This window comes from Trichocoleus sp. DQ-A1 (genome assembly GCF_039961955.1).
Classification (GTDB): domain Bacteria; phylum Cyanobacteriota; class Cyanobacteriia; order Cyanobacteriales; family FACHB-T130; genus FACHB-T130.
Window position 1 is genome coordinate 1 of the sequence record NZ_JAMPKE010000006.1, and the last position, 23,834, is coordinate 23,834.

Sequence of the window (23,834 nt, forward strand, 5' to 3'; positions counted from 1 at the left end):
GGCGTTGAGACGGCGACGGTGAGGAAGTTGCAGCCTTCGAGGTACGAGGAGGCGAGTCCGTGGGTGTACCAGGAGGTGACGAAGGTGGTGCCGGTGAGCCAGCCGCCTAGCGCCAGATACGCGCAGGGGAATAGCAGTAGGCCGGACCAGCCGACAAATACGAAGCGATCGCGCTTGAGCCAGTCGTCAATGGCGTCAAACCACCCTCTTGAACTCGGCGCGCGTCCGACTGCGATAGTCATGACAGCAAATCTCCAAACAGGTTAGTTATAAGTACAGTCATCGCGGTTTCTGCTGGCTCCATCTGTCACTAGATGGGCTACGCAGAAAACAAACTAGGATGTCAATCTAGTTTACGATTCTTTACTGAGTTTAATCTTATTATGTCCAACTTGCACAGTTTTGGGTAAATTTATTTAACTCATTTTAATATTTAGCGGTAGGGGCGACAGATGCGATCGCAGATGTTCATCACTCGCGACAGTTCAGGGGGTGAGTGCGCTTAAAGTCCAGGCTAGTAAAGGATTAGCGAAACTTACCAACGCCAAGATAGAGGCGAAGATGAAATCCTTTCTCCCCTGCTCAACGAATTTTCCCATCGGGCAGCAACTGGCTCGCGTCTGAGATACTAGGGATGTGGAGCCGATATTTAATTGCAATTGCTTAACTCATGTTTACAATCGACCTAATTTTGAAAAATACGCCGATGTCGTTGTCGGTGCAACGGAAGTCAGACGAAGATGCCCAAAGCGTTTACCAAGAAATTCTGAATGCAATCCGCTCTGGCAACGCGCAACTGTTAGAACTCACTTGCGAACGCCAGCCGGAGAAAAAAATCGGCATTCTCAGTAGCGAGATTGTTGCCGTTCAGATATCTCAGAAATCCAGCACAGCATCGGCTGGAAGACCTCCCGGCTTCTTCGCCCTCGCTGAATGAACACGTTTCCTGCTGGTGTCGAAATGGTCAAGCCTGCCATTCAAGTCAAAGACCTTTGCTTCAACTGGCCTAAAGGGGAGAAAGTCTTAGATTCCTGTTCTCTGGAGGTGCCCAAGGGTGAATTCTGGATGCTTTTGGGCACCAACGGCAGTGGAAAATCAACATTGTTGAGATTACTGGCTGGGCTGTTGCGTCCCCAAGCAGGAGAAATTCAGATATTAAACCCAATTGGCTTTGTCTTCCAGAATCCCGATCATCAGTTGGTGATGCCAACAGTCGGGGCTGATGTTGCCTTTGGGCTGGTGGAGGAAAATCTCTCGCCCGCTGAGATACGCGGGCGGGTAGAGCAAGCACTGGCAGCGGTTAATTTACTCGCGCTGGAACGACGCCCCATCTATGCTCTGAGTGGGGGTCAGAAACAGCGAATTGCCATTGCCGGTGCGATCGCCCGCCGATCGGAAGTCTTACTATTAGATGAACCCACCGCCCTGCTCGATCCGGATTCTCAGTTGGATTTAGTCGCGCAAGTGCAAAGCTTGGTGAAAAGCCGGGGTCTGACTGCCCTTTGGGTCACGCATCGATTAGATGAGTTAAATTATGCCGACGGGGCATTCTTACTAGAGCAGGGCTGCGTAGTGGATCGAGGAGAACCCAAACGCTTAAGACAACGCCTCCTGCAAACCCAAGATTCCTCCTTGTAACCAAAAACTATTTTTGGGCAGGCTTTGCCTAGTTCTGCAAAAAGGACGACAGAACTGACTTGACTATATTGTTAAGATGATGAAATAGTTATTTTCACCTAAAAAATCTTGGCTTAAAACAATGCAACGCCCATCCCCGCAGGCTGTTTTGCTCGTTGACGGCTACAACGTCATTGGACTATGGTCTTACCTGCAAAGAACCCGCGATCGCAATGGGCTAGAAGCCGCTCGTCTTGAATTAATTGAGGCTTTGGTCAATTACAGCGCTTTTAAGGGCTTTGAAACTCAAGTTGTATTTGATGCCCAGTATCAAGACACACGCAGTAATTGTGAATCTATCACCCACGAGCTATCAGTCTATTACACGGATTTTGGGCAGACAGCAGATACTTACATCGAAAAAACCTGTGCCTCCTTTCGTTACAATCCCTACAGATCGGCACGGCGCTTGATTGTCGCTACATCAGATCGGGCGCAGCAATTAACAGTAGTGGGGTATGGCGCAGAATGGATGTCAGCGCAACAGCTGGGTTACGACGTAGAATTAACCGCTCGTGCGGTTATACGCAAAAATAGACCCAAGAAACATTCGTCGGGGCGTTTTTTAGCGAATTCCCTGGATGCTAAAGCTCGCGAGCGTCTGGCTGAGTGGCGTTTGAACCAGAAATAACTGAACATTCATTCGGCTCAAAAAAATTTCTCAGAAAACTATAAAAGGGCTTGACAAGTTATATTGGCACTCGCTAATATTAGTAACTGTTGAAAAGATTGAGTGAACGATCCTCAGTAGCTCAGTGGTAGAGCGATCGACTGTTAATCGATTGGTCGCAAGTTCGAATCTTGCCTGGGGAGTTTAATTAATTTAATTGTAAGGATGAAGCATGAAAGAGAAAATTTCAGACTTCATCCTTCGTCATTCAGAATTTCAGAAGTTATGGTCGCTTGACCCAGCCGTAACGTTCCTGAATCATGGTTCGTTTGGTGCTTGCCCGCTACCAGTTCTGGAAGCCCAACAACGCTTCCGAGCGCAACTGGAAAGGGAACCTTTGCGATTTTTTGTGCGCGAATTTGAGCCGCTGCTGGATGCTGCGCGGGATGAGTTAGCTCAGTTCGTGGGTGCTGATCCAGAAGAGTTGGTATTTGTCCCGAATGCAACAACTGGAGTGAATGCGATATTGCGATCGCTTGGCTTAGCCGATCCGAGCGATGCCTCGCTTGCTTTCTCCCCTGACGACGAATTACTGACGACAGATCAGGAATACAATGCTTGTCGCAATGCGCTCAATTTCATTGCCAGTCGGACTGGGGCGCGGATAGTCGTGGCGACAGTACCTTTTCCCATCACATCCCCAGAACAAGTCATCGAAGCTGTGATGGAACGGGTTTCACCTAGAACAAAGCTAGCGCTGCTAGATCATGTAACCAGCCAGACAGGGCTAATTTTTCCTATCCAGCAACTCGCTCACCAACTGGCAGAGCGCGGCGTGGATACACTGATAGACGGTGCCCATGCGCCGGGGATGCTGCCGCTGAATCTGCGGGAACTCGGAGCGACTTATTACACTGGCAACTGTCATAAGTGGTTGTGTTCCCCCAAAGGAGCCGCATTTTTATATGTGCGGCGCGACAAGCAATCGGCAATTCGTCCGCTAACGATTAGTCATGGTGCCAACTCGCCCCGAAAAGAGCGATCGCGCTTTCATCTAGAATTCGACTGGATGGGCACCGACGATCCCAGCGCTTATCTGTGTGTTGCTGAAGCTATCCGGTTTCTGGGTTCGCTGTTACCGGGTGGATGGCCCGAATTAATGGCGCGTAACCGAGCAATGGCTTTGACAGCACGACAACTACTTTGCGAAACGCTACAGGTGTCGCCACCGTGTCCCGATGAGATGATTGGTTCGATGGCAACCGTACCATTGCCGGATGAAATACCGGACAGCCCAGGAGAAATGCAAATAACGCCGCCACTACAAGATGCGTTATGCGATCGCTTTGGGATTCAGGTGCCGGTGATTTATTGGCCTGCACCTCCCAAACAGCTGATTCGGATTTCAGCTCAGCTTTACAACACTCCGGCGCAGTATGAATATCTAGGTAAAACGCTTGTGGAATTACTGTCTAGCTGACGAAAGACAACTGATGTAAGCCACTAAAACATCCAGAAAACCTTCCTGGAAGATAGAAATTAACCTTACCTTTACAGTTTTTTTCTTGATTTCTATAACCGTGACTTAACTCACGCTTGCATTTTTACAAAAGTAAGATGTACTCTTTTTGTGATAAAAAAAACGAACCAAGCATTTCTACTTGGCTCTAAGAGCAAACACCAAATCACAGAAGTCTATAACCAAGGGAGAAAGACTATCTCAGGAAGGGAGATAATTTTGATAGCAGTTCTAATATTTAATATTTAGGCTCAGAACCGCGCTGTCTTTATGTTTATAAAGTTATCAATTTCCAAAACAAACAGAATCAATCTTCGGTGGGAAACTTCCTGAGGTCTTAGCTCTCTCTGAAGGAATATAAAACTTTCTGTTTTGCTGGGACAAACGCCTGTAAGGGCAGAATGCCCAGTTAGACCATTTTTGACTAGGGATTGGAAATGCTTGCGGCTTATAGATAACAAGAGATCGCTCTTCTCTGAACTGATATTTACTGCGAACCTTGCTGAGTCACTCGCGCTAGCTGATTGGCAAAGTAAGTTTCCTGATACTTTAACGACCTTGCTAATTCCAACCCTTGTTCAAACGCTGCTTTTGCTGGCGCTAAGTCCCCGCGTTCTAGATAAATCTGACCGATTTGGTCGTAGGTTTTCATCAAGTTATAGTAATCGTAGGACTGCCGCTCTACCTGCAAAAGAGTTTGATAAACCTGCAAAGCATATTCAGGTTGTTTATAAGTTCGGTAGAGATCTCCTAGTTTCTTCAAAGCTTCGCTGGCAGAAGCAAACTGCTGTAAAGACCACGCTATATTATAGGCTTCTTGGTAGTTTTTACTCGCTTCATCTGGTTGTTTGAGAGCTTCGTAATCAGTAGCGATCGCTATCTTCAACGCTGGTATCTGAGTTAAATCATTAATGGCGAGGTAACTTTCTGCCAGCCGTTGCTTCACTTTTAAAGAATTTTCCGGTTGCTTCGCCTTGTCGTAAATGTAAGTCAGCTGTTGCAGATAAACCACTTGGTTGACCGTATCGCCCTGTTGAGTGGCAAAACTCAGCAATTCCTCATAAGTTGCCGCTGCCTTAGGATAATCAAACCAGTTCAGGTGCAATTGGGCAATGATTTTCAGCATTGCCTCTTCTGTGGCTTTATCTTGGCGCTGCCGTGCATCAGCCAGCAACAGCTGATAATCCTCCAGCGCGGGGGCTGGCAGTCGTATCTGCTGGTAAGCTTGACCCAAAGCTTGCAACAGCTTTATGTCCACTGCCGAGACAGGGGAAGACAAAACAATTTCTTCAGTTTTGCCTCCATTCAAGTTTGTTTGCTGGCGCGGCGTTTTGCCTTTCGGCTCTGGTGTCCTGCCAAAAGCCCGATCCTGAATTGCTTGCAAACGCTTGGTGATGATTTGCAAATCAAGTTTTTGATTATTTTCCCAAGCGATCGCTCCAACTCGTCCTAGCGCTTCCACCTCTTCCACTGTCCCTAGCGATCGCCGCAATCGCAATTCCCGATACCAAATTTCAAACGCTGCCGGTGCATTACCGGCTTTAAGCTGAGCAGCTGCCTGAGCATTTAATTCATCCAGAGCCTGCCTGAATTGGCTGATTTCTCCAGGAGTCAGGGGACGATCTACTTGCGGCTGCGGCAGCAGTGGATCGGGTGTCGTTATCTCTAAGGGGTTGGGTTTGGGTTTATTATCCGCCGCAGTTGCTGCCCATCCGGCAGAACCAGAACACAGTAGGAACAAAACGGCAGCAATTCCCAGTCCTAAAGCGCTTGAGCGACGTTGCTGCAACCACAGACGAGCAAGCAAATTCTGCATAATATTTTTAGCGCGAGCAGTTTAAATTGTTAATAACAAACTATACAAGCAGACCTGGTTAATATCAGAAGTTGTAGCGTTTCTCACCCAACTGACTGCTACAGTAAAGCGATAGTTTCCGCGCTTGTTGTGAAGTTTAGGAGAAAGCTGGTGAACGGTGGGCAATTTAGACCACGATCTTGGGTGCTGGGGATAGCGATCGCCTTACTGACTTTTGTCACTTCCTGCGGAGTCCAGCCAGGAATGACGCAAGATCGAGTTTTTCTGGATCTATCCCTCGACTTTTTGGGGGAATACCAGCTACCCAAGACGAAATTTAAGGATACACCTGTTTCTGGCTTATCGGGGCTGACCTACGACCGGAAGCAGAACCGTTTTTACGCAATTTCAGATGACCGCAGTAAGTTTGCCCCAGCCCGGTTCTACACTCTCAACATGGTTATCGATGACGCCAGCGATGGCAAAATTGGCATCCAGAAAGTAGAAGTTGAGGACGTTACTTTTCTAACCAAGGAAGATGGCAATACCTATCCCAAAAGTACGGTGGATACGGAAGGGATTGCTCTGTCTCCTCAACAATCAGTATTTATTTCTAGCGAAGGGGTCGCCCGCGATGGCATTGCCCCCTTTATCGGGGAGTTTGACTTAAAAACTGGACGTCTGCGGCAGAACTTACCCATCCCGGAACGCTATCTTCCCGACGTCAGTGGCAATACAACCCAGACTCGTGGCATCCAGAATAACCTGGGGTTTGAAGCCCTGACCCTCAATCCCGTCGGTACTCTCCCAGCAGCCGGGGAACCGTTTCGTCTATTTACTGCCACTGAGTCATCATTGATGCAGGATAGCGAAGCAATTAGTTCAAAGCAGGGAGCAAAATGTCGGATCTTGCACTATTTGCTCAGCGATGGCCCACCGCTGTTGATTGCCGAACATTTATATGAAATGGAACCGCCTCCAAGTGGGGCACTCAAAGATGGCTTGCCGGAATTTTTATCTTTAGATGCAGGGGGGCACTTCCTCACCTTGGAACGTTCTTTGAGCCTGTTAGGTTACAGGGTGAGAATTTATCAGGCAGCAATGGGCGGGGCAACAGATATTTCTAGTGTTCCCAGCCTTAAAGGTGAGCTTACCGGCATTGAGCCAGTGAAGAAAAAGTTGCTGTTGGACTTGGATGAAATAGGCATTCCGTTGGGCAATTTGGAAGGCATGACTTTTGGCCCCCGCTTGCCGGATGGCAGCCAAAGTTTACTTCTAGTCAGTGATGATAATTTCCAAGATAAACAGACGACTCAGTTCCTATTGTTCCGACTCAAAAGTAAGCGTTAAAAACAGTTGACGCTTGCATTTATCACCCTTTAATTCATCTCGATAATCTTTGCAATCCCATGACTAAGTTGTTTACCTTTCAACATTCGCGTCTCGCTATAGTATCCGGGATCAGCTTGATGACAATGATTGCTACGTCAAGAGCGATCGCGGCTTGGGTGCCCGTAAGCAAAACCCTCGACAACACCCCTATCTATATCGACGATGCGCGGATTGTGCGTCAGGGAAATCTTGTAGAATTCTGGCGACGGAATCTGTTTCAAGCTCCGGAAGCAGATGGTGCGATTGGGGTGGACAATTATCATGCAATAGAGTGTAAAAAAGGCTTATTCCGATGGCGTCGGTCTATTCGTTTTGACCAAAGCGGTCGGATTGTCGGGGATATCGATGTAGGTAAAAACGACAAGCTGCTAGAAGCAAAAATTCAATCGGGAAGTATCATCGGGGATTTCTATCAAGCAGTGTGCCCAGCCCAGATAGAGGAACCTAAAAAAAAATAACAAAAAGGGAATTTTTTCTTCAGCTTAAACCTATTTGAATGCGATAAGAAAAACTTCACTCCCCGCCACTCGACCTTCACGGAGAGGGGAGCAAGAAAATCTTGTGTGTATCTCCTGTGCATCTACCTAAAACGGGTAGCGCGTTCAGTTTTTTAACTTGATTTTGCATTTTTAATGACTTTCGCCAGCAAAAATGCTTGAAAAATTATCTGGCAACGGTTCCCTCGCCTGAATCCACGGGGTAGGGACTCCTTTTTGGCGTGCGGAAAGGGCGACAATCCCGCCTACAATGGCGCAGTTTGTGTCCATGTCGCCTAAACCGCTAATTGTCGCCCAGAAAGCTTCCTGGTAGTCTTCCAGATGATGGGCAGCACACCACAGGGCAAAAGGCACCGTATCTTGAGCTGAAATTTTGTAGCCGGAACCCAGTTGTTGCGCTACCACAGGTGGAGAGCGATCGCTCGGAATATCTATCGCTTGCCGAATGCTGCTCTGAATCTCGCTTTCCGGGACATTCAGAGCAACCTGTTGGAGAAATTGCTCTCCAGACATAAATTCACCTTCACCCACCCTGTAAGCGATCGCAGCAGCAACTGCAACAGCGAGCGCTCCAGCAATTCCCTCTGGATGAGCGTGTGTTGGTTGCGCTGAGAGTATCGCGTTTTCTCTCACTGCGTCTAGATCGTGAGCAAAATAAGCGCCTAATGGTGCCACCCGCATCGCCGCACCATTGCCATAAGAACTAGTACCCCCGAACATCTCTGAAGCTTCTGTGCGCCAGTCTGCGCCCCATTGCAGCCGAATTAACAACTGTTGCGCCCCCTCACCGTAACCGCGATTAGGATTGAAGCGTTCGGCAAACGCGGCGGCAAGTGCATCGGGGTCTATTTTCCCATAGCGACACAGCGTCTCCACGATAGACAGTGCCATTTCAGTATCGTCACTGTAGCGCCAGAGTTTTGGAGGAATTTGACGCCTTTGGATTCTTTCGCGCAGTTCCTCTCCCAGCCCAAAAAACCTGTCACCCAAGGCATCTCCGACCGAAAGCCCTGTCAAGGACAACTGCATTCGTTCTAGTAGCTTCATCATTTCAAGAAACTTTAGGAGGAGCGATCGCGCATCTTAAAATAAGGGGGATCATTTCTCAACAACGGTATTTTAATAAACAATGACGCATTCTACTGATATTGCTACCTTAGCTCGCTGGATGGCAGCAGATTTCAGCAACCAAGCACAAGCATTTGAAAATCCTCCCATCTTTGCCCATATCCGCGTCTGTATGCGTCCCCTACCCCTGGAACTGTTGTCGGGCGTGAGTTTCCTGGTGGAACAAGCGTATGACTATATGATTAATGACCCATATCGGCTGCGGGTTTTAAAGTTAATTACGAATGGTGATCGCATCGAAATTGAAAACTACACAGTTAAGAATGAAGAACAATTTTATGGTGCCTCCCGCGACCCCAAGCGCCTGCATAACCTCAAAGCAGACCAACTGGAAAAATTACCAGGCTGTAACATGATCGTCGAATGGACAGGTCACAGCTTCAAAGGTTACGTCGAACCCGGTAAAGGTTGTATGGTGGTTCGCAAAGGTCAAAACACCTATCTCGACAGCACCTTTGAGATTGACGAAAACAGGTTTATCAGTCTCGATCGGGGACGCGATCCCGAAACCGATGAGCATATTTGGGGATCGGTCGGGGGTCCTTTCGAGTTCGTCCGTTGGGGAAGTTTTGCCGAGGAAGTGAAGGTGTAAAGGGTTCAAAGCTAAAGGTTGAAGGTTCCTTGTCGCTAGGAACCTTCAACTTTCAATCTGGAGGTCTTGGAGACACTTTCACATCTGATGGCTGGGTCGCCGCCACTGGGACAACAACGCTTTCCTCCCAAAGATTGATGACGAAGGAGGGAAGAAATACGAGAAAGAAGCAAACGACTACAAGCTCGATGGGGTGTACCGGCGATCGCTCAGAAGGAATTCACTTCGATGGTCTAGAAGGTACCATTACCTGGTAAATTTACCGAGTGTTGGCAAGCAAGATTAATTGAACCCGTATGAAAGTCTTGGTTATTGGCGGTGATGGCTACTGCGGTTGGGCAACCGCGCTTTATCTTTCCAGTCGAGGATACGAAGTCGGCATTCTAGACAGCCTGGTGCGGCGTCACTGGGATATGCAACTAGGCGCAGATACCCTAACCCCTATTGCACCCATTCAACAACGCCTTCAGCGTTGGAAGGACCTCACCGGCAAATCCATAGACCTATTTATTGGGGATATCACTAACTACGAGTTCCTCCAGTCAGCGCTGCACCAGTTTGAACCACAGACAATCGTTCACTTTGGCGAACAGCGTTCGGCACCCTTCTCGATGATTGACCGAGAACACGCTGTCGTCACCCAGGTGAACAACGTGGTGGGGACGCTGAATCTGCTGTATGCGATCAAAGAAGATTTCCCCGACTGTCACCTCGTCAAATTAGGGACGATGGGCGAGTACGGGACACCTAACATTGATATTGAAGAAGGCTACATCACCATTGAACACAACGGGCGTAAGGATACTTTGCCCTATCCGAAGCAGCCCGGATCGATGTATCACCTCAGCAAAGTTCATGATAGCCACAATATCCACTTTGCTTGCCGGATTTGGGGGCTACGCGCCACCGACTTGAATCAGGGCGTCGTGTACGGCGTCTTGACAGAAGAGACGGGCATGGATGAGCTGTTAATTAACCGCCTGGACTACGATGGAGTCTTTGGGACGGCACTCAACCGCTTTTGTATCCAAGCAGCAATTGGGCATCCCCTGACGGTGTACGGGAAAGGCGGTCAGACGAGAGGCTTTTTGGATATTCGAGATACAGTGCGATGTATGGAACTCGCGATCGCTAACCCCGCCCAACCCGGCGAATTCCGCGTCTTCAACCAATTCACCGAACTATTTAGCATCGGTGACTTAGCCGCAATGGTGAAAAAAGCCGGGAATTCCTTGGGACTGAATGTTGATATCCACAACCTCGACAATCCCAGAGTCGAGAAAGAAGAACACTACTTCAACGCCAAAAACACCAATTTGCTCGATCTCGGCTTACAACCTCACTATCTATCCGACGCCCTACTCGACTCGTTGCTCAACTTTGCCGTCAAGTACCAGCACCGCGTCGATAAAAATCAGATCATGCCCAAAGTTTCTTGGCACCGTCAGTAATCAGGATTGAGGACTGAGGACTGTTAGCGAAGCGGTGCGAAGCACGGACTGAGTGAAAAGAAAAATAGAGGAGAGAGTGGCAACTGGCAAGCAATTTGTTGGGTTGAATTGTTGCATTGAAAAGACAGATAAACTTTAATAACTCCTCAGACTTGACCGTTCATTGAGTCCTTAGCCCTCAGTCGCGATCGCGCTTAAATCTATCACTCAGCCCTCAGTCCTCATCCCTCAGCACTGAATTATGCGAATTGCTCTTTTTACCGAAACCTTTTTGCCCAAGGTTGACGGCATTGTGACGCGCCTGCGCCACACCGTTGAACATTTACAGCGCAGCGGCAACGAAGTGCTGATTTTTTCCCCAGATGGGGGGTTAACCGAATATAAAGGAGCCAGGATCTACGGAGTTTCTGGCTTCCCGTTGCCTTGGTATCCAGAGTTGAAAATGGCTTTTCCTCGCCCCTCCATTGGTTATCAACTAGAGAAGTTTCAACCGGATATCATTCATGTTGTCAACCCAGCTATTTTGGGACTAGCGGGTCTGTATTACGCCAAAGCGATGCAGATTCCCTTACTAGCGTCTTATCATACCCATTTACCCCAGTATCTCCAGCATTACGGCTTGGGAATGTTAGAAGGTGTGCTGTGGGAATTGCTCAAATCAGCCCATAATCAAGCGCGGCTAAATCTCTGTACTTCTACGGCGATGGTGCAGGAACTTACCAGTCACGGCATCCAGCGAGTGGATTTGTGGCAGCGAGGAGTAGATACAGAATTATTCCAGCCCCACTTATCAAGCCGAGAAATGCGATCGCGTCTTAGCCAAGGACACCCGGAAAGCCCCTTATTACTCTACGTAGGGCGTCTGGGCGCAGAAAAGGAAATTGACCGCATTAAGCCCGTCCTAGCAGCCATTCCCAACGCGCGTCTCGCCTTAGTGGGAGATGGCCCCCATCGACAAGCCTTGCAACAACACTTTGCCGGGACACCCACCCATTTCGTCGGCTATCTGACCGGCGTTGAACTCGCCTCAGCCTTTGCCTCAGCAGACGCCTTTATTTTTCCCTCGCGCACAGAAACTTTAGGATTAGTGCTGTTGGAGGCGATGGCAGCCGGATGTCCCGTTGTCGCCGCGCGTTCCGGAGGGATTCCCGATATCGTTACCGATGGCGTTAACGGTTACTTATTTGACCCAAAAGATGAAGAGGGAGCGATCGCTGCTACCAAGCGCCTTTTGGCCCATCAAGAAGAACGGGAAACCCTACGGCAAAATGCCCGCCTCGAAGCCGAACGCTGGGGTTGGGCTGCCGCCACCCGCCAGTTGCAAAATTACTACGAATCAGCGATTCATTAACAATCAATCATTAGCAGTCAGGGTTCAGCAGTCAGGGTTTCCGAAAAACAACTGATAACTGAACCCTGAAATGCTCCTATTTAATACATATTCCTAAACACTACGGATGAGGATTTCAGGTCTCCGAGGTTAAATTAAGTTAGTGGGTGCTTATTTTTTAAGCGTTAACGATTAGCTCAGTAGGTGGAGACCAAACAAACCCAGATTGAACAACGCTTTTCCCCGTAAAGATGCGAAAATTTGCGTTTTTCGGCTATTTTTTACAGAATTAATCGCGATTTTAGGCTTTTACGGGTATTTTGACTAAATTGAATCTAAAAAAAAGTGTGAATCGCATACTAATAACAGCTAACAGCTAAAACCACAGCTTGCAAATGCTTCTCCCCATGACACTCTCTAATACCGGCAGCGTTCTGGCTACGTTAACTCAGCTTACGCAACTCAATCGTACTAGCGCCCTGACCTCGCGCGTCAAAGACCTGTCATTCGGCGAATTTATCTGCTTACTCGACTTTATTACCGCTGAGTTCCAGCAGTTTCTGCGGGCGATCGACATGATCAACAACGAAGCCCTGGAAACCATGCTGGAGCAGGTCATGGACGCCTTTACCCTCAAAATGGGTCAGATTCTGCAAGCAGACCTCACCACTATTTTTTTAGTAGACGAAGAAAAAAATCAACTTTGGTCAAAAATTCCCGATACGGAGACTGGGAGAGCCACCAAACAAATCCGGATTCCCATTAATATTGGCGTTGCCGGTCACGTCGCCAGCACCGGCGAATCTTTGAATCTTCCAGACCCTTACTCTCACCCACTCTTTAACAAAGAAGTTGACGAGCGACCGGGCTACCGAACCCGCAGTCTGCTTTGTATGCCGATTTATAGCAGCAAAAACCAGATTGTTGCGGTCGTTCAGCTATTAAATAAAGCTGGGGATGGGCCGTTTACCGAGGAGGATGAGCAGGGATTCCGCGACTTTGCTGCCTCTATCGGCATTATCCTAGAAAGCTGCCAATCGTTTTATATGGCGGCACGCAAGCAGCGGGGGGCAGAGGCACTGTTGCGGGCAACCACCTATCTCGGTCAAAGTCTTGACTTGGAAGCAACTCTGCGCTTTGTGATGGAGCAAGCGCGGGATCTGATGCAGGCGGATCGCAGCACCCTATTTATGCTGAGCAAAGAAACGGGAGAACTCTGGACGAAAGTTGCCAACAAAGATGGCACGGAGATCATCCCAATTCGCATTCCTTCTAACAAAGGAATTGCCGGTTATGTTGCCTCCACTCGTCAGCCGCTAAATATCCCGGATGCTTATAAAGATCCGCGTTTCGATCCCAGCGCCGACCAACGGACGGGTTATTTGACACGCAATATTCTGTGTATGCCGGTGTTTAATTCATCAATGGAATTAATCGGCGTTACGCAGTTAATTAACAAGCAACCCGGCAGCTTCACGAGTTCAGATGAAGAGTTTATGCAGGCATTTAATATCCAGGCGGGAATTGCGCTGGAAAATGCCAAGCTCTTCGAGAATGTGTTGTTGGAAAAGCAGTATCAAAAAGATATCCTGCAAAGTCTCTCAGATGCAGTCATCTCTACAGATATGCAGGGACGGATTGTCACGATTAACGAAGCTGCACTGGAGTTGCTGGGGTGCCCAATTCGGGAAACCACGGGTAAAAACAACAAGCATCTGTGGGAGCAGAAACTAATCGGTCGTTTCGTTTGGGATGTGGTGCCCATCGAACATCTCCAGTTTCGCCTCCAGGATAGTCTGAAGACGGGTGCCAAGCAATATGTGCCGGAGCAAACCCTGACAGTGGGATTGTATGTAGAGAAGAACCACCAGCCGTCAGTAGCAGCCGTAGGAGCAATGCCAGAATTGTCCGTGCAGGCACAATGCGCCCAGTGTCAGCAGGTAGCAGAAGTTCTCAATTCGGAAGCGACTCACTCGGAGGGAGAACCCACTGGAGTCCATATTCTGGCAATTCGCGATCGCCTCAATCCAAACATCTTCATTCCCTGGAATGAATCATGCAGTCCTGGCACTGTCGCCACCCACAGTTGTCATCAGATTTTGAGTGCCGATCAAGTCCAGGAAATTGAACGGAGTATGAATCTCACCGTTAATCCCCTTACCAACCCGGAAGGAGGCGTCAGAGGAGGCTTGGTGGTCTTGGAAGACATCAGCCACGAAAAACGGATGAAATCTACCTTGTATCGCTACATGACGCCTAGAGTGGCAGAGCAAGTCATGGCACTGGGCGATAAAGCGCTGATGATGAGCGAACGCAAGGAGGTGACAATTTTATTTTCTGACATCCGGGGCTACACCACTCTGACGGAAAATTTAGGGGCTTCGGAAGTGGTTTCGCTGCTGAATCAGTATTTTGAAACGATGGTAGAGGCAGTCTTTAACCACGAAGGCACCTTAGATAAATTCATCGGCGATGCCTTGATGGCGGTATTTGGTGCGCCCCTGCCTTTGGCAGAAAATCATGCTTGGATGGCGGTTCAGTCGGCGTTGGATATGCGCCGCCGGTTGGCAGAGTTTAACCGTCGCCGTTTATTTGGAAACCAGCCGCAAATTCATATTGGCATTGGACTAAGTTCTGGAGAAGTCGTTTCCGGCAACATTGGTTCCCACAAACGGATGGACTACACGGTGATTGGGGATGGGGTGAACTTGAGTTCTCGCCTGGAAAGCGTCACCAAGGAGTACGGCTGCGATATTATCTTGAGCGAGTTTACCTACAACTTGTGCCGCGATCGCATCTTGGTGCGAGAGTTAGACAAAATCCGCGTCAAGGGCAAAAATACCGCCGTTAGTATTTACGAGTTGATCGGCGACCATCGACAGCATCTCGACGACTCCACGAAGAAGTTTCTCGATCTCTATCATCTTGGGCGTACAGCCTACACGGGAAGAAGCTTCCAGAAAGCGATCGCCTACTTTGAGGACGCCTACAGCCTACGACCCACCGATCAGGCAGTCACCGTCCACTTGGAACGGTGTAAGAACTACCTTCGGCAACCGCCTTCAGATGCCTGGGACGGAGTCCACACGATGACCAGCAAATGAGGTTAATCGCTATTCGCGAATTGGTGTAAATTCTCTAGACGCTGCCCTTTTGCACTCACCTTTCCGGATTATCCTCTCCACTCTGGAAAGGGTTCTCACCGATGGCGAGTTGCTTTTTGGTTTTTTTCAACTGCTTCCAGAGACTCTTAATTTGTTCGTAGGCTTCGGAGGATGAAATTTTCCCCCCAGTTTCCAGGTTGCAGATGAAATTCACCCGTTGAGCAAATTCCTGCAAATTTGCGTTAAAAACCAGGTTTTCTGGCTTGACTTGACCGTAGTAACGACTACGAGGATACAGAAAATCAGAGCGGTCTGCCATAGATTACCTCCTTGGGATAAACTACTCAACCTACTGGCGTGAGAAACGAACCAATCGTTAATCCTGTTTTTTGCCCAAGCTGGAAAAGCTAGCAACAGAAACAGGGAGGTATTCCGACCGTTGCCCGATCCACCTTGGAGTCGGTAGAACTTTCTTGCGATCGCCCGCTGTTGGAATCAGGATTTACCGGGTGTTTTGTTCGAGTCTTGACCACTATTGTGATCTTTGCACAAAGGGCTGCGCTTATTTTAATTACAAATTAATCAAAATTTAACCTTATCTTAATCAAAGATTATGCCAGTTACTCGCAGATGCCCAGATGTTGACGCCATTCGGCTCCTAAGGCATTAAAATCTTCTGTGCTGCTGCCGACGATCCATTAATACAAATAACGACTCTCCATGTCCGCCCAATCAACCAACCTTTACGAAGGCAAAGCCAAGATTCTCTATACCACGGACGATCCGGACATTCTGCTGGCTCACTTCAAAGACGACGCTACCGCCTTTAATGCCAAAAAGCGCGGTCAGATTATCGGCAAAGGTGAAATTAACTGCACCATTGCCGCTTATTTGTTCCAGGTTTTGGAAGCAGTGGGCATCCCGACCCACTTCATTGACTGTCCGGCACCCAACCAAATGCGCGTCCAAGCGTTAAAGATTCTGCCCCTAGAAGTGGTGGTCAGGAACATTGCTGCGGGAAGTCTGTGTCAACAAACAGGGTTGCCCGTAGGTACCGTCCTGCCCGATCCGCTGGTGGAATTTTATTTTAAAAATGACGATCTCGGAGATCCTTTGTTAACACGCGATCGCTTGATGTTATTGAAATTAGCGACACCAGAACAGCTTGACCAATTACAAAGTAGCGCCTTGCGGATTAACGAAATCCTCAGAGACTTTTTTCACCAATGCCGGATTACCCTAGTGGATTTCAAGTTGGAGTTTGGCGTTGACCGGCATGGCGAGATACGACTGGGAGACGAAATCAGCCCCGATACCTGCCGTCTTTGGGATGAGTCTGAAGACGATCCCGACCGGCGAGTGCTAGATAAAGATCGGTTCCGTCGGGATTTGGGGCAGGTGGAAGACGCCTACCAGCAAGTTCTAAAAAGAGTTCTCGAACAAGTAAACCGTAAAAAGTAAAAGCAGAAAAAATTCTTTCTTTGGCTTTTTGCTTTTTTACTTTTGTCTCTATTTTCAATGTGTGTGGAAGTGTCGAAAACGAGTAAAAGAATGCGCTTATCTCCCTTTTTATTGACGATTTTGGCTGCCTCATCTGCCTGCTGTGTAGCATTTCCTGCCAGAGGGCAAACGACAAATTCTTCGTCGGACACCTCCGAGAGAACAGCGTGGTATGGCGATTATATTGAGCAGACCCAGGCTGACGCAGGACGCGATCGCCCAGAATCTCAACCAACCAATAACGTAGTCGTCAATGCTGTGAGTGCCCCAGAGACAACACCGCCTGGGAGGGCGCTTAGACCGTCGTCCAGCCTCACAGAGATTGTTACACGCTCCACCACCGCACCCGCCCCAGTTAACGTCCCAGTTAACGTCCCAGTTAAACCGGAGCGCGTAGAGGTCGCCAGTAGCAGTCGTCGGGAACCGCCACCAGCCAATAACGTGGTGGTTAACACCATGAGTGTTCCAACAACAAAAGAGCCTGTAGGGGCAAAATCCCCCTCATCCGTACTCAGCCAAACTCCCACAACCCAATCTCCATCGTCTCCCACGCCGGAAACAGAGCCAGTGGTTCCGCGCACCGGCGAAGAATCAACACCGCAACAAGAAACGCCGGATACCATTGAATTCGATCTCACGCCAGGGACGACTGGTGAGCCGAATCTTGAGTTGCCAGAGCCACGCGAACAACCTGTACCAACCCCTGAAGGTGGACAACCTGCAACAACGCCTGAAACGGTACAACCTGCGCCTACTGACCAGCCAGAAGCCAGAGTGTTAGTCGGTGAAGTCGTTGTTACTGGCGTAGAAGGGGATCTCGAAAACGAAGTTTATGAGGCAATTCGCACCCGACCCGGACAAACGGCGACGCGGAGCCAGTTACAGGAAGATGTGAATGCCATCTACGCCACAGGTTTTTTCAGCAACGCCAGAGTAGAGCCACAGGATACCCCGCTGGGTGTCCGTGTCGTCTTTGTAGTAGAACCTAACCCAGTTTTGCGTCAGGTAGTGGTTGTCCCCGTCCCTGCCGACCAAAATCAGCGGGCACTCCCCCAAAAGGTAATCGATGACGCCTTCGCGCCTCAGTATGGTCGCACCCTCAACATCCGCGAACTGCAAGAAGGCATTAAAAAAATAAACCAGTGGTACAAAGAAAACGGCTATGACTTGGCACAAGTAGTTGCCGCACCCCAGATTGCTGAGGATGGTACGGTACGTCTAGAGGTAGCAGAAGGACTGATTGAGGATATCGAAGTCCGCTTTCTCGACAAAGACGGACAACCCGCAAATGATGAGGGTCAACCCATCCGGGGTCGCACCCGCGATTTCATCATCACGCGAGAAATTGAACTGAATTCTGGAGAAGTCTTTAACCGGACGAAAGCCGAAAGGGATCTGCGCCGAGTCTTTCGCTTAGGCATCTTTGAAGATGTGCGACTCTCATTCAGACCGGGGCAAGATCCGCGCAAAGTAGTGGTGGTCGTGGACGTGATTGAGAAGAACACCGGCTCAGTGGCGGCGGGTGCTGGGATTAGTTCCGCCAGTGGATTATTCGGCACCATTAGCTATCAAGAGCAAAATCTGGGGGGTAATAACCAGAAGCTGGGGGCAGAGTTGCAGGTCGGTCAGCGAGAACTGCTATTTGATGTCAACTTCACAGATCCCTGGATTGCTGGCGATCCTTACCGGACCTCCTACACCGTCAATGGGTTCAGACGCCGATCCATTTCGCTGATTTTTGATGGCGGTGACACAGAGGTGGAATTGCCCGATGGAGACAGACCCCGCGTCCTGCGATTGGGGGGTGGCGTCACCTTTACTCGTCCGCTTTCCCGAGATGTTTTTGCAGATCCAGAATGGAGAGCGAGTCTGGGCTTGCAGTATCAACGGGTTTCGATCCGAAATTCCGACGGCGACATTAGCCCAAAGGATGAGCTAGGCAACGACTTGAGCTTTAGTGGGGAAGGGAAAGACGACTTGTTGACCCTGCAATTTGGGGTTGTGCGCGATCGCCGGAACAGCGCCGTAATTCCGACCTCTGGATCTCTACTGCGCCTAGGCGTTGAACAGTCTCTCCCCGTAGGTGTGGGAGGGATTCTGTTTAACCGTCTGCGCGGTAGCTATAGCTACTATCTTCCTGTCAGATATACGAACTTCTCCCCAGGGCCACAAGCGCTCGCCTTCAACGTTCAAGCCGGAACCGTCCTCGGCGATTTACCTCCCTATGAAGCTTTCTCTCTAGGCGGTAGTAACTCGGTGCGGGGTTTTGAGGAAGGAGATGTCGGCAGCGGTCGCAGCTTTATCCAAGCGACCGCAGAGTATCGCTTCCCGATTTTCTCGATTGTGGGCGGTGCTTTGTTTGTCGATGCCGCAACCGATTTCGGGACTGGTAGCACCGTGCCCGGAGATCCGGCTGGGGTGCGGGGTAAGCCCGGAAGCGGCTTTGGTTATGGTCTTGGCGTCCGTGTGCAATCTCCCCTCGGCCCGATTCGCATCGACTATGGTTTTAATAACGAAGGGGACAGCCGCCTCCACTTTGGAATTGGGGAGAGATTCTAAAAATTAAAAATGTAAAATTAAAAATTAAAAATTAGGAGAATTTCTTCAATTTTTAGTTTTTAATTTTTAATTTTTAATTATGAAACAACACACGCTAAAAGGATCTTTTGAACAATCTGGCGTCGGTCTACATAGCGGCGTCCCTACCCATGTCCGAGTGCTACCAGCGGCGGCTGGAGAGGGACGTTACTTTGTCAGAGTTGACCTGGCTGGGGCACCCGTGATTCCAGCGCGGGTGGAAGCAGTCAGTCAGACAACCCTCTCCACCGAACTTGCTAGCAGTGGAGAGGCGCGGGTTCGGACTGTGGAACACCTGCTAGCCGCTTTAGCAGGCAGCGGCGTTGATAACGCTCGAATTGAGATTGATGGTCCGGAAGTGCCCCTGCTGGATGGCTCAGCCCTGATTTGGGCGGAAGCGATCGCGCAAGCAGGCGTGGTAGAGAACGATGAATTAATTCCCGATTCAACTTTTAAGCTGGAAAAACCTGTATGGGTCTATCAAGGCGATGCCTTTGTCGCCGCCCTACCTGCACCGGAGTTGCGCTTTTCCTACGGAATTGACTTCGACTCAGCAGCGATTGGCAACCAGTGGCACAGCTGGACGCCGGGGCGAGAAAATTTTGCCGAAGCGATCGCACCCGCCCGCACGTTTGGTCTGGCGCACCAAATTGAGCAGTTACAAGCCGCAGGTTTAATAAAAGGCGGAAGTTTAGAAAACGCCCTGGTTTGCGATTCACAAGAATGGCTTAATCCTCCCTTAAGATTTTCAAATGAGCCAGTGCGTCATAAACTTTTAGATTTAGTAGGGGATTTAAGTTTACTGGGATATTTCCCGCAAGCTCATATCCTCGCCTACAAAGCCAGCCATCACCTGCATATTCAACTCACCCAGCAGTTACTCCCTTTTGTGAGTGGCACTGAGTGAGCCTGTGTAAAGTGGCTGCGCGATCGCAACTCTAGCCCCTAGCCTCTAATCCCTGTCATACAGCCCATGTCCACACTGATTGAAGTCAATACACCCGATGCTGAGACTGCGACGCCCCAAGCCAAGAATGTCGGGGAAGAAACAGCACAAAACAGCCAGTCTGCTGCCAAAACCATCCTGACGATCGAAGACATTCAAAAATTGCTGCCCCATCGGTATCCTTTTGCATTGGTGGATCGGATTATCGAGTACGTGCCCGGAGAAAGGGCTGTGGGCATCAAAAATGTCACCTTTAACGAACCCCATTTTCAAGGGCATTTCCCCGGTCGTCCGATTATGCCTGGGGTATTAATTGTGGAAGCAATGGCTCAAGTGGGCGGGATCGTATTGACCCAACTCCCAGATATTGAAAGCGGCTTATTTATGTTTGCTGGCATTGATAAAGTCCGCTTCCGTCGCCCCGTAGTACCGGGAGATCAGCTAGTCATGACCGTGGAACTGCTGTGTGTCAAACGGCGTCGTTTTGGAAAGATGCACGCCCGTGCCGAAGTCGATGGTCAATTGGCTACAGAAGGCGAACTGATGTTTTCCATCGTTGACTAAAACAGTCATGAGGACTGAGGAGTGTTTGCTTAGCGCTACTCTATTCGCAGGCTAAAAAACAGGTTTGAGAAAAGAAGTTTGATGGCACATTAGTTGAAGAAGCTGATGGTTAAATTCTGACTCATAACTCCTAACGCTAACTTTATTCCTCATTCCTCAGTTTTGATTTGTGACTTGTCACTTTTGTTTACTCAGTCCGTGTTTCGCTAACAGTCCGCGCGATCGCGCCGAAGAGCGCTAACAGTCCTGTATATGATTCATCCCACCGCGATAATTCACCCTGACGCTCAACTACACCCCAGCGTGCAAGTTGGGCCTTATGCGGTGATTGGAGAACAAGTAAAAATTGGTGCTGAAACCACGATTGGCGCTCATGTTGTAATCGAGGGACCAACGGAAATTGGTGCACAAAATCACATTTTTCCGGGGGCAGCAATTGGCTTAGAACCCCAAGACCTCAAGTATGACGGGGCTAAAACCTGGGTAAAAATTGGTGATGGTAATCGAATTCGAGAGTATGTCACAATTAACCGGGCAACTGGCGAGGGTGAAGCGACGGTAATTGGCAATGGCAATTTGTTGATGGCTTATGTCCACGTTGCTCATAATTGCGCGATCGCAGATAAAGTGATTATTTCCAATGCGGTGTCGCTCGCTGGGCACGTCCAGATTGATTCGCGGGCGGTGATTGGTGGCGTCCTAGGGATTCATCAATTTGTCCACATCGGGCGAGGCGCGATGGTGGGTGGGATGAGTCGCATTGACCGCGATGTGCCTCCTTATCTGCTCGTAGAGGGAAATCCATCGCGGGTACGCAGTCTCAACTTGGTGGGACTTAAACGCGCTGGTTTATCTGCCGCTGAGTTGGGAATTCTCAAAAAAGCTTTTCGGATTCTCTATCGTTCTGGATTACCCCTGAATCAATCCCTAGAACAACTGGATCTACTCCCAGATAACGAATACTTGCAACACCTGCGCCGGTTCCTGCAACTTTCTCAATCGCCAGGGCGGCGCGGTCCGATTCCAGGGAAAAGAACGAAGAATAAGGATGAAGAGTAATTGGGAAAAAAGTTGTAGCGACGCCTTAAACCGCGTCTGAGTTTTGAGTTCAAAGTAATTTGTTTCATTCAAAACTCAACTCAAAACTCAAAACTCGATTACCCATTACCCATTACCAAATTAATGCGTATATTTATCAGCACTGGCGAAGTTTCAGGGGATCTGCAAGGGGCGCTACTGATTGAGGCACTTTATCGACAAGCACAGGCAACTGGCTTGGAATTAGAGATTGTTGCCTTGGGGGGCGATCGCATGGCGGCGGCGGGTGCGACTCTTTTGAGCAATACCAGCGGGATTGGTTCGGTAGGGCTTTTTGAATCTCTCCCTTATGTGTTGCCGACCTTACAAGTCCAGCGTCGAGCTAAACAGTACCTCCGAGAGAACCCGCCCGATCTGGTGGTGCTAATTGACTACTTAGGCCCAAATATTGGCGTCGGCACTTATCTTCAGCGACAGATGCCGCAGGTGCCAGTCGCGTACTACATCACGCCGCAGGTATGGGTTTGGTCGCCCTTTAAGCGCGACACCACTCGAATCATCGAGATTAGCGACCAAGTGTTGGCGATTTTCCCAGAGGAAGCACAATATTTCCAAAAACGGGGGGCATCGGCTGCCTGGGTGGGGCATCCCTTGGTGGATCGGATGCAAAAGGCTCCCAGCCGAGAAGCGGCGCGAAGAATCTTAGAGATAGAGTCAGAACAAATTGCGATCGCGCTTCTCCCTGCCTCCCGTCCTCAAGAACTCAAGTATCTCATGCCAGTTATGTTTGAGGCTGCTAAAACAATCCAAAACAAACTGCCTCAAGTTCATTTCTGGATTCCTTTGTCTCTAGAAGCTTATCGGCTCCAAATTGAAGAGGCGATTGGACGTTATGGTTTAAATGCGACTCTGGTTGCTGGTAAAAGTCAGGAAGTTCTGGCGGCTGCCGATTTAGCGATCGCTAAGTCGGGGACTGTAAATCTAGAACTTGCTCTTTTAAACGTGCCGCAGGTGGTTCTCTACCGCGTTAGTCGCTTTACCTATTGGATTGCCCGGAATCTTCTAAAATTCTCTATCTCCTTCATGTCGCCAGCAAATTTGGTACTGATGCGGTCGATTGTGCCAGAATTGCTGCAAGAGCAAGCTACGCCAGAAAACATTGTCCAAGAGGCTTTAGAACTCTTACTCAATCCCGAACGCCGCCAGCAAACTGTCGCCGATTATCAAGAAATGCGCTCCTCCTTGGGAGAAGTGGGAGTTTGCGATCGCGCTGCCAAAGAAATCTTTCAAATGCTTTGAAAATTTTTATTAAAACTTCCTTTAACTACTGACATCATTCCTTCCTAAAACCCGAATTTCATCAATTTGTAAGGTTCTATAGCACTTCTTGTGAGATTCCAGCGGTTCAGATCCCGACTTTCGTAAGAAGTCGGGGAGCTCGCCTTCACAAATCATTTAGGATTGCGATATCAGGAACAGTTTCCTCAATTTTGGCATCTTGACGATAGGGAAACTTACACAGGGCGACTGACAGCCTAGCCTGGACAATCTGTTGCTTCCAGCTCATCAGTAGCAAGAAGGTCGCTTTGTGGTGGCAGGGCCACAGTATCCGAATAATATTAACTTGCCCAAAAATGTTGAGCAAATCGAGCATTTGCCACCTGCTCGACACCGCTAGTTTTACCCTTTCCAACTGTTCACTCTTAATATTACACGGACTGATATGGTTCAAGCGGGTTATTCTCCCAGCGTGCGTTTATTTGAAGCATCTGCATGTGGAACTCCAATGATTAGTGATTATTGGTAGGGGTTGGAAACAATTTTTGAAATGGGTAAAGAAATTCTGATTGCCGAGTCGCCTGCCGATACTTTACAGGATCTTCAAGAAACTCCGGAAGCTGAGAGAATTGCAATCGGCGAGCGCGCTTGGACTCGCGCTTTGGCACAACATACGGCAGCCCATCGAGCCTCTAAATTGGAAGGCTACGTCTTGGAGCGAATCACTTTGTATTCTTCCTTTAAAAATTAATACTGGCTGTAAATTTTTTACCGACTGCTAGGCTTTTGTGGCAATTTCTCGATTCTGGGAAATTCCCGATTTTGCTTTGTTTTGA

At 49.0% G+C, this 23,834-nt stretch carries 21 protein-coding genes, 1 tRNA gene and 2 pseudogenes; 19 read left to right on the forward strand and 5 right to left on the reverse strand.

What is annotated here, in order from left to right:
* A pseudogene (locus tag NDI33_RS08055) lies at positions 1–242 on the reverse strand (photosystem II D2 protein (photosystem q(a) protein)); the annotation flags it as partial.
* 428 nt (positions 243–670) lie between these two features.
* Here NDI33_RS08055 and NDI33_RS08060 point away from each other — a divergent pair.
* The 5 genes from NDI33_RS08060 to NDI33_RS08080 all read left to right on the forward strand — a co-directional run bounded on the left by NDI33_RS08060 (position 671) and on the right by NDI33_RS08080 (position 3,767).
* The gene (locus tag NDI33_RS08060; protein ID WP_190411751.1) at positions 671–937 is read left to right on the forward strand and encodes a hypothetical protein; all 267 of its coding nucleotides are present in this window, start codon (positions 671–673) and stop codon (positions 935–937) included.
* Between the two features lie 23 nt (positions 938–960).
* Positions 961–1,638 (forward strand): ABC transporter ATP-binding protein, encoded by a 678-nt coding sequence (locus NDI33_RS08065; RefSeq protein ID WP_190411754.1) that lies wholly within the window; start codon positions 961–963, stop codon positions 1,636–1,638.
* Positions 1,639–1,759: 121 nt separating this feature from the next.
* A complete protein-coding gene (locus tag NDI33_RS08070; RefSeq protein WP_190411750.1) occupies positions 1,760–2,308 on the forward strand; it encodes an NYN domain-containing protein in 549 nt (182 codons plus the stop codon).
* A gap of 110 nt (positions 2,309–2,418) precedes the next feature.
* Positions 2,419–2,490 (forward strand) — tRNA-Asn (locus tag NDI33_RS08075).
* Positions 2,491–2,519: 29 nt separating this feature from the next.
* Positions 2,520–3,767, forward strand: a complete 1,248-nt coding sequence (locus NDI33_RS08080) for an aminotransferase class V-fold PLP-dependent enzyme (protein ID WP_190673526.1) — start codon at positions 2,520–2,522, stop codon at positions 3,765–3,767.
* A 526-nt stretch (positions 3,768–4,293) separates the two neighbouring features.
* Here NDI33_RS08080 and NDI33_RS08085 read toward each other — a convergent pair.
* A complete protein-coding gene (locus NDI33_RS08085; RefSeq protein WP_190673530.1) occupies positions 4,294–5,622 on the reverse strand; it encodes a tetratricopeptide repeat protein in 1,329 nt (442 codons plus the stop codon).
* A 150-nt stretch (positions 5,623–5,772) separates the two neighbouring features.
* On the opposite strand from NDI33_RS08085, the gene NDI33_RS08090 reads away from it, so the two are divergent.
* Both NDI33_RS08090 and NDI33_RS08095 read left to right on the forward strand, forming a co-directional pair.
* Positions 5,773–6,951: an esterase-like activity of phytase family protein gene (locus NDI33_RS08090; RefSeq protein ID WP_347275856.1), complete on the forward strand. Its 1,179-nt coding sequence runs from the start codon at positions 5,773–5,775 to the stop codon at positions 6,949–6,951.
* A gap of 119 nt (positions 6,952–7,070) precedes the next feature.
* Positions 7,071–7,451: a surface-adhesin E family protein gene (locus tag NDI33_RS08095; protein ID WP_190527540.1), complete on the forward strand. Its 381-nt coding sequence runs from the start codon at positions 7,071–7,073 to the stop codon at positions 7,449–7,451.
* 171 nt (positions 7,452–7,622) lie between these two features.
* Here NDI33_RS08095 and NDI33_RS08100 read toward each other — a convergent pair whose 3' ends face one another.
* The gene (locus NDI33_RS08100; protein ID WP_190673533.1) at positions 7,623–8,540 is read right to left on the reverse strand and encodes an ADP-ribosylglycohydrolase family protein; all 918 of its coding nucleotides are present in this window, start codon (positions 8,538–8,540) and stop codon (positions 7,623–7,625) included.
* A 79-nt stretch (positions 8,541–8,619) separates the two neighbouring features.
* Here NDI33_RS08100 and NDI33_RS08105 point away from each other — a divergent pair, with 79 nt between their 5' ends.
* The 5 genes from NDI33_RS08105 to NDI33_RS08125 all read left to right on the forward strand — a co-directional run bounded on the left by NDI33_RS08105 (position 8,620) and on the right by NDI33_RS08125 (position 15,095).
* Positions 8,620–9,210, forward strand: a complete 591-nt coding sequence (locus tag NDI33_RS08105; protein ID WP_190411745.1) for a chromophore lyase CpcT/CpeT — start codon at positions 8,620–8,622, stop codon at positions 9,208–9,210.
* Between the two features lie 29 nt (positions 9,211–9,239).
* On the forward strand, positions 9,240–9,467 hold the full coding sequence (locus NDI33_RS08110) for a hypothetical protein (RefSeq protein WP_190673536.1): 228 nt from the start codon (positions 9,240–9,242) through the stop codon (positions 9,465–9,467).
* 39 nt (positions 9,468–9,506) lie between these two features.
* Positions 9,507–10,661, forward strand: a complete 1,155-nt coding sequence (locus NDI33_RS08115) for an NAD-dependent epimerase/dehydratase family protein (RefSeq protein ID WP_190427239.1) — start codon at positions 9,507–9,509, stop codon at positions 10,659–10,661.
* Positions 10,662–10,902: 241 nt separating this feature from the next.
* The gene (locus NDI33_RS08120) at positions 10,903–12,012 is read left to right on the forward strand and encodes a glycosyltransferase (protein ID WP_190437605.1); all 1,110 of its coding nucleotides are present in this window, start codon (positions 10,903–10,905) and stop codon (positions 12,010–12,012) included.
* Positions 12,013–12,398: 386 nt separating this feature from the next.
* Entirely contained in the window at positions 12,399–15,095 is a 2,697-nt protein-coding gene (locus NDI33_RS08125; protein WP_190673539.1) for a GAF domain-containing protein, read from the forward strand.
* Positions 15,096–15,150: 55 nt separating this feature from the next.
* On the opposite strand, the gene NDI33_RS08130 is transcribed toward NDI33_RS08125, so the two are convergent.
* A complete protein-coding gene (locus tag NDI33_RS08130; protein ID WP_190411740.1) occupies positions 15,151–15,414 on the reverse strand; it encodes a hypothetical protein in 264 nt (87 codons plus the stop codon).
* A 401-nt stretch (positions 15,415–15,815) separates the two neighbouring features.
* On the opposite strand from NDI33_RS08130, the gene purC reads away from it, so the two are divergent.
* The 6 genes from purC (at position 15,816) to lpxB (ending at position 23,019) form a co-directional block, all read left to right on the forward strand.
* On the forward strand, positions 15,816–16,556 hold the full coding sequence (gene purC, locus NDI33_RS08135; RefSeq protein ID WP_190411739.1) for a phosphoribosylaminoimidazolesuccinocarboxamide synthase: 741 nt from the start codon (positions 15,816–15,818) through the stop codon (positions 16,554–16,556).
* 90 nt (positions 16,557–16,646) lie between these two features.
* A complete protein-coding gene (locus tag NDI33_RS08140; RefSeq protein WP_190411738.1) occupies positions 16,647–19,154 on the forward strand; it encodes a BamA/TamA family outer membrane protein in 2,508 nt (835 codons plus the stop codon).
* 79 nt (positions 19,155–19,233) lie between these two features.
* On the forward strand, positions 19,234–20,079 hold the full coding sequence (gene lpxC / locus NDI33_RS08145) for a UDP-3-O-acyl-N-acetylglucosamine deacetylase (protein ID WP_190673541.1): 846 nt from the start codon (positions 19,234–19,236) through the stop codon (positions 20,077–20,079).
* Between the two features lie 66 nt (positions 20,080–20,145).
* Positions 20,146–20,682: a 3-hydroxyacyl-ACP dehydratase FabZ gene (fabZ, locus tag NDI33_RS08150; protein ID WP_190411736.1), complete on the forward strand. Its 537-nt coding sequence runs from the start codon at positions 20,146–20,148 to the stop codon at positions 20,680–20,682.
* A gap of 252 nt (positions 20,683–20,934) precedes the next feature.
* Positions 20,935–21,741 carry an acyl-ACP--UDP-N-acetylglucosamine O-acyltransferase gene (gene lpxA, locus NDI33_RS08155; protein ID WP_190673544.1) on the forward strand — a complete coding sequence of 269 codons (807 nt, stop codon included), beginning with the start codon at positions 20,935–20,937 and terminating at the stop codon, positions 21,739–21,741.
* Positions 21,742–21,864: 123 nt separating this feature from the next.
* Complete coding sequence (gene lpxB / locus NDI33_RS08160; RefSeq protein ID WP_190437587.1) at positions 21,865–23,019, forward strand: lipid-A-disaccharide synthase; 1,155 nt, start codon at positions 21,865–21,867, stop codon at positions 23,017–23,019.
* A 145-nt stretch (positions 23,020–23,164) separates the two neighbouring features.
* Here lpxB and NDI33_RS08165 read toward each other — a convergent pair whose 3' ends face one another.
* The gene (locus NDI33_RS08165) at positions 23,165–23,374 is read right to left on the reverse strand and encodes a hypothetical protein (protein ID WP_348245627.1); all 210 of its coding nucleotides are present in this window, start codon (positions 23,372–23,374) and stop codon (positions 23,165–23,167) included.
* Between the two features lie 69 nt (positions 23,375–23,443).
* Here NDI33_RS08165 and NDI33_RS08170 point away from each other — a divergent pair.
* Positions 23,444–23,749: pseudogene (locus NDI33_RS08170) on the forward strand (glycosyltransferase).
* The last annotated feature ends 85 nt before the right edge of the window (positions 23,750–23,834 follow it).